At 70.8% G+C, this 11,896-nt stretch carries 8 protein-coding genes; 1 reads left to right on the top strand and 7 read right to left on the bottom strand.

Features of this window, described 5'->3' with window-relative positions; translation table 11 throughout:
- Positions 1–4 precede the first annotated feature (4 nt).
- Entirely contained in the window at positions 5–778 is a 774-nt protein-coding gene (locus ACEN96_RS15515) for a DUF72 domain-containing protein (protein ID WP_495583988.1), read from the bottom strand.
- Between the two features lie 125 nt (positions 779–903).
- Here ACEN96_RS15515 and ACEN96_RS15510 point away from each other — a divergent pair, with 125 nt between their 5' ends.
- Positions 904–3,909: a sensor histidine kinase gene (locus ACEN96_RS15510; RefSeq protein ID WP_495583987.1), complete on the top strand. Its 3,006-nt coding sequence runs from the start codon at positions 904–906 to the stop codon at positions 3,907–3,909.
- Here ACEN96_RS15510 and ACEN96_RS15505 read toward each other — a convergent pair.
- The 6 genes from ACEN96_RS15505 to ACEN96_RS15480 all read right to left on the bottom strand — a co-directional run bounded on the left by ACEN96_RS15505 (position 3,896) and on the right by ACEN96_RS15480 (position 11,882).
- Positions 3,896–4,618: a family 16 glycosylhydrolase gene (locus ACEN96_RS15505; protein ID WP_495583986.1), complete on the bottom strand. Its 723-nt coding sequence runs from the start codon at positions 4,616–4,618 to the stop codon at positions 3,896–3,898. The genes ACEN96_RS15510 and ACEN96_RS15505 overlap by 14 nt on opposite strands.
- A gap of 26 nt (positions 4,619–4,644) precedes the next feature.
- The gene (locus ACEN96_RS15500; RefSeq protein ID WP_495583985.1) at positions 4,645–7,377 is read right to left on the bottom strand and encodes a TonB-dependent receptor; all 2,733 of its coding nucleotides are present in this window, start codon (positions 7,375–7,377) and stop codon (positions 4,645–4,647) included.
- Between the two features lie 113 nt (positions 7,378–7,490).
- Positions 7,491–8,564 carry an ABC transporter ATP-binding protein gene (locus ACEN96_RS15495; protein WP_495583984.1) on the bottom strand — a complete coding sequence of 358 codons (1,074 nt, stop codon included), beginning with the start codon at positions 8,562–8,564 and terminating at the stop codon, positions 7,491–7,493.
- The gene (locus ACEN96_RS15490; RefSeq protein WP_495583983.1) at positions 8,557–9,936 is read right to left on the bottom strand and encodes a GH1 family beta-glucosidase; all 1,380 of its coding nucleotides are present in this window, start codon (positions 9,934–9,936) and stop codon (positions 8,557–8,559) included. Before ACEN96_RS15490 ends, ACEN96_RS15495 begins: the two co-directional genes overlap by 8 nt.
- Positions 9,937–10,024: 88 nt before the next feature.
- Complete coding sequence (locus ACEN96_RS15485) at positions 10,025–10,924, bottom strand: carbohydrate ABC transporter permease (RefSeq protein ID WP_495583982.1); 900 nt, start codon at positions 10,922–10,924, stop codon at positions 10,025–10,027.
- 19 nt (positions 10,925–10,943) lie between these two features.
- On the bottom strand, positions 10,944–11,882 hold the full coding sequence (locus ACEN96_RS15480) for a carbohydrate ABC transporter permease (RefSeq protein ID WP_495583981.1): 939 nt from the start codon (positions 11,880–11,882) through the stop codon (positions 10,944–10,946).
- Between the last annotated feature and the right edge of the window lie 14 nt (positions 11,883–11,896).

Below are 11,896 nucleotides of genomic sequence, written 5' to 3'. Positions count from 1 at the left end.
GCCCTCAGACGGCCCCGTCCTGCCCCAGGAGCGTCCTCATCACGAGCGCGTCGGCCGTGGCCGCGCCGGACGCGGTGTTGTCGAAGACGCACCAGACCTGCGTTCCCGCCGGCCACTCCCGCAGGACGGGCACCTTCGCTCGCAGCCACTCCTGCGCATACGCCGACCAGTACATGCGCGGCGCGCCGTGCCACCGGTAGTACACGACCGCGCCCCGGCCATCGCCGTGCTCGCCAAGCCAGCCGCCCGGCTCGCCCGCGCCGGCCGGCTTGGCCGGATCCGCGGCGACCCGGCCCACGCGTTCCTCGACCAGCAGCCGGTCGCCCGCCTCGGTGAACCAGCTCGCATGACGCGGCTCGCACACGACCGGCCCATCGAAGGCCTTGCGCAACGCCCGGAAGAACGCCCGCGCGACGCGCGGCTCCAGCGCGAGCGACGGCGGCAGCTGCACGAGCAGCACCCCCAGCCGATCGCCCAGTCCCTGCAGCGAGGCCACGAAGGCGCCGACCTCGCGGGACGGCACCTTCAACCGGGAGTCGTGCGTCATCGCCTTGGGCAGCTTGACCGCGAAACGGAACGCCGGCGGCGTCTGGGCCGCCCAGCGTGCGAAGGTCTCCGGCCGATGGGTCTTGCTGAAGGTCGAGTTGACCTCGGTGCATGGAAACACCCCGGCATAGCGGACCAGCAGGCTGCCGCCCTCGGGGAAGGCCTCGCGGGTGGCGCTGGGCAGGCTCCAGGCGGCGGTACCGATGAGGACGGCGCGATCTCGCTTCGGCATGCAGCGCCAGCGGCAAGGGCCATGCCCTGCCCCGCCGCGGCCGTTTCGCGCTACGCTGCCAGCGCGTCGCAAGCGGCAAAGGACTCGGCGTGAACGCACTGGACAGCCAACCTCCACGAGGCTCCTTGCCCGGACTGCTCCTGGCGTTGGCCGCGTTTTTCTTCGCGCCCCCGGCCCTCGCGGCCGATCCGCCGCTGCAGATCGCCCAGTACGCGCATACCTCGTGGACCGCGCGGGACGGCGCCGCGCTGGGCCTGGTCTTCGCGATGGCGCAGACCCCCGACGGCTACCTCTGGATCGCCGGATCGCTCGGCCTGTTCCGCTTCGACGGACATCAGTTCACCCAGTGGCAGCCGCCCGACGGCCAGGAACTGCCCAGCGGCCCCTACAGCCTGCTGGCGTCGCGGGACGGCACGCTGTGGATCGGCACCTTCAGCGGGCTGTCGAGCTGGGATGGGCGCGAGTTCGTCGCACGGCATCCGGAGGTCGGCCACGCCTTCGTCGCCTCGCTCTACGAGGACCGGGAAGGCACGGCCTGGGCCGGTCTGCACGGCGGGACCGGACGTCTGTGCAGCATCCGCGGGAAGCGGATCCAGTGCGACGCGCCGCAGGAGGGATTCGGCACCTTCGTCTGGAGCATCGCGCAGGATCGCGCCGGCCAGCTGTGGGTGGGAGCGGACTCCGGCATCTGGCGCTGGAGTCCCGGCACGCCCCAGCGCCATCCGATCCCCGGCGCGCGCGTGGGCGACCTCACCACGACCGCCGACGGGCAGGTCCTGGCCGGCATCGCGTCCAAGGGACTTTGGGAACGGGCCGGCGACCAATGGGTGCCCCATCGATTCCGCAGCGTTTCCGCGCCCGACGAGTGGATGGCCGACCGCGAGATCAAGTCCAACAAGCTGCTGCGCGATCGCGACGGCGGGCTGTGGATCGGCACCGAAGGGCTGGGCCTGATCCACGTCAAGGACGGCCAGGCGGACAGCTTCACGCGAACGGAGGGGCTCTCCGGGAACATCGCGTGCAGCCTGTTCGAGGATCACGAGGGCAACATCTGGTACGGCAGCGAACGGGGCGTGGACCGCTTCCGCAAGCTCCCCGTCACCACGCTGTCAAAGCGGCAGGGCCTGCCCGACGACGTCACGAAATCCGTGCTGGCCGCGGCCGATGGCGCCCTGTGGGTGGCCACGAACGACGGCCTGGCGCGGTGGAAGGACGCGCGCCTGTCCATCTTCAAGGAGCGCCAGGGACTGCCCTCCGCGCAGGCGCATGCCCAGTACCAGGACGCGCAGGGGCGGCTGTGGGTGAGCACCGCCGCGGGCCTGGCCTACTTCGACGGCGAGCGCTTCGTCGCCGTCGACGGCGGGCCCAGCAGCGAGATCTACGCCATGACCGGGGACGCGGCGGGCAACCTCTGGCTGTCCGGCAACAAGGGGCTCGCGCGGCTGCGCCAAGGCCGCTTCGCGGAGAACATTCCCTGGGCGGCGCTGGGGCATGGGCAGCAGGCCCAGCTGGTGGTGGCCGATCGCGGCGGCCTCTGGCTGTCCTTCTGGGATGGCAGCGGCGTGTCGTATGTCAAGGACGGCAAGGTTCAGGCGAACTACGCCTTCGCGCAGGTGCCGGGCCATGGCCAGGTCACGGGCCTGCGCGTGGATGACCAGGGGGCGCTGTGGGTGGCCACCGGGTCCGCCGGCCTCAAGCGGATCAAGGATGGCCGCGTCACGACGCTCGCGCCGGCCAACGGCCTGCCCTGCGAGACGATCCACTGGTCGACCCTGGACCAGGACGGCGCCCTGTGGATCTACGCGGCCTGCGGGCTGGTGCGGGTCGGCCGCGACGATCTGGCGGCCTGGATCGCCGACCCGGCCCACCGCGTCACGCCGGCCTCGTGGGGCGTGACCGATGGCGTGCCGCTCCTGGTCACGCCGGCGGCCTATTTCAATCCGCCGGTGGCCAGGCAGCCCGATGGCAAGCTCTGGTTCGTCGCGGGCGCGGAGCTGCTCTGGGCGGATCCCGCGCACATGCCGTCCAACGCGGTGCCGCCGCCCGTCCACATCGAAGGCCTGACCGCCGACCACCGGTCCTATCCGATCGAGCAGGGCCTTCGCCTGCCGCCACGGATCCGGGACATGACGATCGAGTTCGTCGCGCTGAGCCTGGCGGATCCGTTGCACACGCGCTTCCGCTACCGGCTCGAAGGCCACGACAGCGACTGGCGCGAAGCCGTGGACCGGCGCCAGGCCAGCTACACCAACCTGCCGCCGGGCCGCTATCGATTCCAGGTGAAGGCCGCCAACAACAGCGGCGTCTGGAACGAGGCCGGCGCGCAGCTCGAGTTCACGATCCTCCCCGCCTTCCACCAGACCGCCTGGTTCCGGCTGGGCAGCCTGGCCGTGCTGGCCGTGCTGGGCTGGGCCGGCTTCCAGCTCGCGCTGCGCCTGCGCGTGCGGCGGCTGCAGCGGGAGTTCGAGGCGACGCTGGAGGGGCGCGTCGCCGAACGCACGCGCATCGCCCGCGATCTGCATGACACGCTGCTGCAGCGCTTCAACGGCCTGCTGCTGCAGTTCCAGGCCGCGTCCAACCTGCTGCCCGATCGCCCGCGCGAATCGAAGCGGGTGCTGGACACCGCCATCGACCAGGTGGCCGGCGCGATCACCGAGGGACGCGACACCGTGCAGGGCTTGCGGGCATCGACGCTGGAGACGAACAGCCTGGCGGAAGCCGTGCGGACGCTCGCGCGCGAACTCGCCAGCGAAAGCGGCCGCGCGATGCCGGTGAACGTCGACGTGCAAGGCCAGCCCCAGGAGCTGCACCCGCTGCTCCGCGACGAGACGGTGCGCATCGCCGGCGAGGCGCTGCGCAACGCCTTCCGCCATGCCGAGGCGGCGCGGATCGATGTCGAGATCCGTTACGACCCGCGGCAGCTGTGCCTGCGGGTGCGGGACGACGGCAAGGGGATCGATCCCGAGGTGCTGCGAAGGGGCGAGCGCGAGGGCCACTTCGGCTTGGGCGGCATGCGCGAGCGCGCCGGGGTCGTGGGCGGGCAGCTCGCGGTGCGCACCCCCGAGGGCGGCGGCACGGTGGTGGAATTCACCGCCCCGCTGCATCGCCCCCCTGCCCTTACTCGACCTTGACCCAGTCGTACTGGGCCGGCCCGCCGCCGCCGTTCCACTGCCCGAGGAAGCCGATCGCATCGGGGCTGTTGTCGCCGCGCCAGTGGTTCAGCATCAGCCGCATCGGCGCGGAGACCGACACGATCTGATGACGGATCGTCGTCTCGCCGCCCTGCGCGTTGACGGTGAACCAGCGCACGAAGTTCTCACGCCATTCGAAGCCCAGCGTCTGCCAGCCGGTCGCGATCGGGAACTGCTTGTAGTTCTGCACGCCGGCCTTCCACACATTCGTGTGCAGCACCGTGCCGCCCTTGATCAGCTCGATGTCGATCTCGAAGTGGCTGGGCGTGCCCGCCGTGCCGGTGTAGAGGAAGAACGAGGTGTTGCCGCCGGCGAAGGTGCTCGCCTTCAGGCGCGTCGTGAACTTGCCGTAGGTGAAGCTCTGCAGCGTGCGGATCTCGCCGCAGCGCCCGGTGCCCGCGTTGACGTTCAGCACCAGGGTGCCGGCGTCCTTCCACACCTCGCTGTAGGCGAAGCCGCAGCCGAAGGGCGCGCCGTTGTGCCAGGTGGCCGTCTCCCACGCGGAGCCGGCGCCGCCGGTGCCATCGAAGCCGTCGAAGAAGCTGGCCGCCTGGGCGGTGCCCGCGGCGCCGACCAGGGCGCCGACCAGGGCGCCGATCATGCCGGCGAGCCAGGCCGCGCGCCGCGCGCGCTTGAGATCGAATGTCATCGTTGTCTCCTTGGTTCTTGGGGTGCTCAGAAGTCCGCGCGCACCCGCAGGCCGTAGCTGCGCGCGTCGTTGAGGAAGCGCACATTGAGGCTGGAGCCCACCAGTGCCTTGGTCGAGGCCTGCTCATTCGTCACGTTGGCCGCGAAGGCCTCGATGCGATAGCGGTTCAGCGTGTAGCCCACGCCCAGGTTCAGGGTCGCGAAGCCCTTCTGGCGATCCGGGAAGCCCGCCGCCAGCGCGCTGGTGCGGGCGCCGGCGAGGGTCACCACGTCCAGCTCGTTGTACTGGGTCAGGTAGTAGGACGAGCGATAACTCAGCAGCGCCTGCCAGTCGAAGCGTCCCGAGCCCAGCGCGAAGGCCTGCTGCAGCCGCGCCGACACGCTGACCTTGGAGGCCAGCGGCAGCTGGTTGCCGGCCAGGCTGATCTGCGGCGCCTTGCCGCCCTGGCCGTAGTCGATGGCCCGCGCGTCGGCCACCACCGCGCTGCGGATCCGGGTCTGCAGCAGCACCGCGTTCAGGTCCAGCGCGAAGCCGGCCGGCAGCGGCATGCGCAGTTCCCCTTCCAGCCCGTACAGCCGCGAGGCGCCGATGTTGCGGTTCACCAGCGAGTAGCCGTTGCAGGTGTTGGGCGTGACCTGCGTGTTGACCTTGATGCAGCTCAGGTCCTGGAAGACCTGGTTCTTGTAGTCGTAATAGAAGCCCGAGAGATTGACCACCGAGCGGCGCCCCATCAGCTCGATCACGTTGCGCGAGCCGAGCTCCAGCACGCTGAGCTTCTCCGGGCCATACACCTCGGGGATCGGCGAGGTGGCGAAGGTGTCGTTGAAGCCGCCGGCCTTGTGGCCGGTCGAGAACTTCGCGTAGACCATCGCATCGCGGCCGAGGTCGTGCTCCACGCCCACGCGGAAGTCGTTGTACTGCGCGCTGCTGGTGCCGTACTGCTGGGTCGGCAGGTCCCAGGAGTTCACGTAGGAGAAGCCGCCGTTCGTCGTCGCCGGATTGGTGCGCGGGCAGGACAGGCGGCCATTGCCGTTGACGTCGGGCCGGTCGATGCAGGCGCCGTTGGGGTTGGAGCCGTCGGCCACCGGCCCCAGCTGCTGGCCCACCAGGTCGCGGCGTCCCGGCATCAGGAAGGTCTGGAGGATGAACTGGGCCCGCTGCGCATCGGTCGTGATCTTGCTCATGTCGAAGTTGGGACGCGACAGCAGCGCGGGCTGGAAGCCGTCCGTGCCCCAGCGCGTGGCGTAGCAGCAGTCGTAGTTCTCGCCGCCCAGCACCACGCCCAGGTTGCCGCCGATGCCGTAGCGCGACTTGCTCTCCTTGGTCCGCCGGAAGCCGGCGAGCGCGCGCCAGTCCGGCGTCACCTTGTAGGTCGCGTCGAGGTAGGCGGCGGTGGACTTGCCGCGCACGTCGGGCATGGTGAACTCGCTGCCCCAGTAGCAGCAGCCGCCATCGGCCAGCGACAGGTAGCCCACGCCCTGCTTCTCCTTGAAGTGGAAGAGCCCGGTGGTCCATTGCAGCGGCGATTGGCTGTCGTTGGAGCGCAGCACCAGCTCGTAGACGTTGCTCTTGGACAGCGTCTGCCAGTACTGCGTCGAGTAGTTGTCGTAGTTGACCGCGGACAGGTCGCGGCCCGGCCAGTCGATGCCGTCGGACTGGCCGTTGCGCTGCCAGAAGTCCACCGAGCGGCGGCTGGCGTTGAACTCGGCGCTGACCGGGCCGAGGTCGGCCTCGACCTTGCCGAGCAGGCCCCACAGGTCGTTGCGCATGTCGCCCTGCGCGCCGCGATACACGACGTGGCGCAGGTCCAGGTCCTCGGCGCGCAGGCCGCTGGCGCTGACCGCGCTGAAGATGTTGGCGCCGGGATAGCCGGTGCCGCGCTCGCGGCCCGTGTCGGCCACGACGCTGAAGCGCAGCGTCTCCATCGGCTCCCAGCGCGCCGACAGCCGCAGCGCGCGGTTGTTCTCCTGCCCGGCCGGCTTGAGCTGGCTGGCCACGGGATCGGTCGACACGCTCGTGAAGCCGTAGTCCTTGGTGCTCTGGTAGCCGGCGATGCGGATCGCGGCGTCCGAGCCGATGGGCACGTTGACCGCCGCCTCGGCGCCATGGCCGCTGCGGTTGGAGACCTCGGCCTGCGCGTAGCCGGAGAACTGGTTCAGGCGCGGCTGCGCGGTGATGATGTTCAGCGTGCCGGCCAGCGCGTTGCGGCCATACAGCGTGCCCTGCGGGCCCTTGTTCACCTCGACGCGCTCGAGGTCGTAGAACATCAGCCCCAGGCCGCGCGGGCGCGGGATGTAGACGCCGTTCAGATGCGGCGCCGCGCCCGGATCGCCCAGCTCGGTGTTGTTGGCCGAGCCGACGCCGCGGATGAAGATCTCGACGTTGCCTTCCTGGTTGGCGATGCTCAGGCCCGGCACCGCGGCCTGGAGCTGGCGCACCTCGGTGATGCCGTCCTTGCGCAGCTGCTCGCCGCTGACGGACTGCACGACGCCGGAGACCTTCTGCGCGGTCTCCAGGCGCCGGTTGGAGGTGACGGTGACCGTCTCGAGGCGGCTGGAATCGGTGGCGGGCTGCTTGTCCTTCGCGGCGGGCTGCTCATCCGCGCGCGGGGCGTCGGGCGCGGCCTGCGCCATCGCATGGCCGTGGCACACGGCCAGCGCGGCGGCCATCACGAGGGGGATGGCGAACGGGTGGGCCGGCGCGGATGGCTTCGAGGGCGTCGGCGGCGTGGTCTGGCGGGGGGCTTGTCTCTTTGTCATTGTTGTCCTCTGGCGGGAGTCAGGGGTGGCGGGTCAGCGCGGCCCTCGGGCCCTGGCGCTGGTGGAACTGCGTTGGCGGAAAGGAATCGGAAGGAACTCGGCCGGGGCGCGGATCAAGCAGCAATCGCGCGGCCCTCGGCATCGAAGAAGTGCGCGCGCTCGGTCCGGATGCGCAGGCCGACGGCGTCGCCGGGGCGAGGGGGTGGCACGTCCGGCGTCAGGCGCACCGCGATCAGCGGCTGGTCCGGCGCCCAGCGCGCATGCGCGATCACGGTGTCGCCCAGGTGCTCGATGACCTCGATGGCCGCGGGCAGGCCCTGCTCAGGCGCGCTCAGCGCGATGTCATTGGCGCGCACGCCCAGCGTCAGCGGTGTCCGGGCCGAGGCGCCGCCCGCGGGCAGCCGCACGCCGGCGCGCAGCAGGCGCTCGCCGGGGCCATGGGCCGCATCGGGCACCGCCAGGAAGTTCATCGTGGGCGTGCCGAGGAAGCCGGCGACGAAGCGGCTGGCCGGCTGATCGAACAGCGACAGCGGCGTGCCCACCTGCTCGACCCGGCCCGCGTTGAAGAGCGCGATGCGATGGCCCAGCGTCATCGCCTCGACCTGGTCGTGGGTCACGTAGACCATGGTCGTGCCGAGCTCGCGATGCAGGCGCGCCAGCTCCAGGCGCATCTGCACGCGCAGCGCGGCGTCAAGGTTGGACAGCGGCTCGTCGAACAGGAAGACCGAGGGCCGGCGCACGATCGCGCGGCCGATGGCCACGCGCTGGCGCTGACCGCCGGAGAGCTCGCGCGGACGGCGCTGCAGCAGCGGGCCGATCTGCAGGATCTCCGCGACCTGGCCGACGCGCTCGCGCACCTGGGCGCGCGGCAGGCCGGCCATCTTGAGCGCGAAGCCCATGTTCTGCTCCACGGTCATGTGCGGGTACAGCGCGTAGCTCTGGAACACCATCGCCACGCCGCGCTGCGACGCATCCAGCGCGGCCACGCTGCGACCGCCGATGCGCACGTCGCCGGCATCGATGTCCTCGAGCCCCGCGATCATGCGCAGCAGCGTCGACTTGCCGCAGCCGGACGGGCCGACGAACACGGTGAACTCGCCGTCGGCGATGTCCAGGTCGATGCCCTTGAGCACCTCGACGCCGCCGCTGTAGCGCTTGCGCAGGCCGCGCAGTTGCACGTCAGCCATGCACGGGCTCCTGCGCGGCGGCGCGCCGGCGCGCCTCGGCGATCGTGGCGCTGTACCAGTGCGCGCTGTCCTTCAGCGTGCGCTGCTGCGTCGCGTAGTCCACGTGCACCAGCCCGAAGCGCTTGGCATAGCCCGAGTCCCACTCGTAGTTGTCCATCAGACTCCAGTAGAAGTAGCCGCGGATGTCGACGCCCGCGGCCTTGGCCTCGGCCAGCGACTCGAGGTGGCGGCGCACGTAGTCGATGCGCGCGCGATCGGGCACGCGGCCGTGGTCCAGCGCGTCGGCGTTGGCCATGCCGTTCTCGGTGATGAAGATCGGCGGCAGGCCGGGGTACTGCGCCTTGAGGCCGACGAGCAGCTCGCGCAGGCCGTCGGGGTGGATCTCCCAGCCCATGTCGGTCGCGCCCAGCGCCATCGGCGGCGGCACCTGCGGCTCGCCGCGGCTGGCCCAGATGCGGGCGTAGTAGTTGACGCCGAGGAAGTCCAGCGGCGCCTGGATCAGCGCCATGTCGCCGTCCTGGACCCGCGGGTAATGGGCGATGCCGGCATCCTGCGGATAGTGGCCGTGGAACAGCGGATCCATGTACCAGCGCACGAAGCGCGCGTACTCGGTGGCGGCCGCCGCCTGGTCGGCCGCGCTCGCGGTCGCCGCGGTCACGCTGGACTGGTTCAGCACGATGCCCAGCGGGCACGTGGTGCCGCTGGCCCGCATCGCGCTCATCGCCAGGCCGTGCGAGAGCAGCAGGTGGTGCGACACCTGCGCGGCCAGCTGCGGATCGCTGGCGCCCGGGGCGAACTTGCCGATCTCGTGGCCCAGCACCGCGGTGCACCAGGGCTCGTTGTGGGTCGCCAGCGAGGCCAGCCGGTCGCCCAGCCGGCGCGCGATCGCGTCGGCATAGATCGCGAAATGGAAGGCGGTGTCGCGGTTGCCCCACCCTCCCCGGTCCTGCAGGTGCTGCGGCAGATCCCAGTGGTACAGCGTCGCGTGCGGCGCGATGCCGCGCTCGAGCAGCGCATCGACCAGGCGGTCGTAGAAGGCCAGACCACGCTCGTTGAACGGCCCCTGCCCCAGCGGCTGCACGCGCGGCCAGGCGATGGAGAAGCGGTAGGCGTCGACGCCCAGGTCCGAGATCATCGCGACGTCGTCCTTCCAGCGGCGGTAGTGGTCGCAGGCGACGGCGCCGCTCTCGCCATTGACGGTGCGGCCCGGCTGGCTCGCGAAGGTGTCCCAGATCGATGGGCCGCGCCCGTCGACGTCGACGGCGCCCTCGATCTGATAGGCGCTGGTCGCGACGCCCCAGGTGAAGGAGTCGCCCAACTGCCGCAGCGCGGCGGGGGACAGGCGATCGGCGGAGGTGGAGGCGGCGGTCATGGAAGGCGTCGGGCTCATGAGGGATGGCGGGCTTGAAAGCGGTGGAAGGAGGTGGTCGGAGGTGGAAGGAATGAGGCTTCCGGTGCGGCTACTTGACCGCGCCGGCGGTGAGGCCGTCGATCAGGCGCCGCGACGCGACGACGAACAACAGCAGCAACGGCAGCACCGCGATCGCGGCGCCGGCGCACAGCGCGCCCCAGGGCGTCTGGCCGCTGCCCTGCAGCGCGCGCAGCGCCAGCGGCACGGTGTAGAGGTCCATGTCGCGGATCACCACGAGCGGCCCCATGAAGTTGTTCCAGGAACCGATGAAGGTGATCAGCCCGAGCGTGCCCAGCGCCGGCAGCGTCAGCGGCAGCACGATGCGCCAGAAGATGCCGAACTCGCCGCAGCCGTCCAGCCGGGCGGCATCCACCAGCTCGCGCGGCACCGCGCTGCCGATGTACTGGCGCATCATGAAGATGCCCAGCGCGCCGCAGGCGCCCGGCACGATCAGCGCCTTGTGCTCGTTGAGCCAGCCCAGCCAGGCCATGGTCAGCACCGTCGGCACCATGCCGAGGAAGCCGGGCAGCAGCATCGTGGCCAGCACCACGCCGAAGAGGCGGTCGCGCCCCGGGAAGTCCAGCAGCGCGAAGGCATGGCCCGCCAGCGAGCACAGCAGCAGGTTCAGCACCGTGACCGCGCCGGCCACGTAGAAGCTCCAGCCCAGGTTGCGCCAGAAGAAGGGCAGCCGCTCGAGCAGCAGCGCCAGGTTGTCGCGCAAGGCATCGCCGAACCACAGCGGCGGCGGCACCGAGAGGATCTCCGCGTTGGTGTGGGTCGCGAAGACCATCATCAGGTAGAACGGCGCGAACATCAGCAGCGCGCCCGCGATCACGATGGCATGGCCGATCACGCGCGGCAGCGGCCAGCGCCGCCGCCAGCCGGCGATGGCGACGGGGACTGGGACGGCCCGCTCGGGGCCGGCCTGGGTGGGAAGGGGCGTCGACATGGGGAAGGTCCTCGCGGCTTCAGCGCTGGCGGCCGAGCAGCCGGTTGTTGAGCCAGGTGGCGGCGGCGATCAGCAGGAAGAGCAGCCACGCGATCGCGGAGGCGGTGCCGAAGTCGCCGTCGGTGAAGGCCACCGTGTACAGGTGCATCGCCACGGTCTTGCCCGCCTGGCCCGAGCCGCCGGTGCCGCTGGTCAGGATGAAGGGCTCCTCGAACAGCTGCAGGCTGCCGATGATCGCGAGCGTCACCGCGAAGAAGATCATCGGCCGCAGCTGCGGCAGCACGATGTGCAGGAAGGTCTGGCGCTCGCTGACGCCGTCGACGCGGGCGGCCTCGAAGAGGTCGCGCGGCAGCGTCTGGATCGCCGAGAGGTAGAGCACCGTGTTCCAGCCGACGTAGCGCCAGAACACGACGATCGAGATCATCCAGCGCGTGTTCTCCGCCTGGTCCCAGTCGATCGGCGTGGAGGGGAACAGCGCGCCCAGGAGCGGCAGCTCATGCAGCCCGCGCAGCGCCGCGTTGATGGCGCCGAAGTCCTTGGAGAACAACGCCGAGAACACCAGCGACACGGCCACCGTCGAGGTGATGAAGGGCAGGAAGTACAGCCCCACCACGCCGTTGCGCCAGCGCCGGAACGCGGTGTGCAGGTAGTAGGCCAGCGGCAGCGCCACCAGGTGCTGCGGCACGCAGCCCGCCAGCGCCAGCCACAGCGTGTTGAAGAGCGCGGCGCGCAGGCCGTCGTCGCGCGTCAGCGCATAGATGTAGTTGTCCAGGCCGGCCCACTGCATCGCGCCCAGGCCCGCCGACGCGTCCCAGTTGTGCAGCGACAGCACGATGGAGAACAACAGCGGGAACAGGCCGAAGGCCGCGAACAGCACGAAGAACGGGCTGATGAAGAGGTAGGGCATCCAGCGGCGCGGAATCCGCCAGCGTTGGGGCCAGGTGAGGCGACGGGTCATGAGCGGGGTTCCCT

This window comes from Roseateles sp. Mitsp63 (assembly GCF_059491535.1).
Note: the sequence above shows the minus strand (reverse complement) of the source record. Positions and strands in the feature narration are given on the sequence as shown.

Excerpts from the sequence above, each read along its gene's own strand:
- ACEN96_RS15515 (WP_495583988.1), bottom strand. The coding sequence starts at position 778 with ATGCCGAAGCGAGATCGCGCCGTCCTCATCGGTACCGCCGCCTGGAGC.
- ACEN96_RS15505 (WP_495583986.1), bottom strand. The coding sequence starts at position 4,618 with ATGACATTCGATCTCAAGCGCGCGCGGCGCGCGGCCTGGCTCGCCGGC.
- ACEN96_RS15500 (WP_495583985.1), bottom strand. The coding sequence starts at position 7,377 with ATGACAAAGAGACAAGCCCCCCGCCAGACCACGCCGCCGACGCCCTCG.
- ACEN96_RS15495 (WP_495583984.1), bottom strand. The coding sequence starts at position 8,564 with ATGGCTGACGTGCAACTGCGCGGCCTGCGCAAGCGCTACAGCGGCGGC.
- ACEN96_RS15490 (WP_495583983.1), bottom strand. The coding sequence starts at position 9,936 with ATGACCGCCGCCTCCACCTCCGCCGATCGCCTGTCCCCCGCCGCGCTG.
- ACEN96_RS15485 (WP_495583982.1), bottom strand. The coding sequence starts at position 10,924 with ATGTCGACGCCCCTTCCCACCCAGGCCGGCCCCGAGCGGGCCGTCCCA.
- ACEN96_RS15480 (WP_495583981.1), bottom strand. The coding sequence starts at position 11,882 with ATGACCCGTCGCCTCACCTGGCCCCAACGCTGGCGGATTCCGCGCCGC.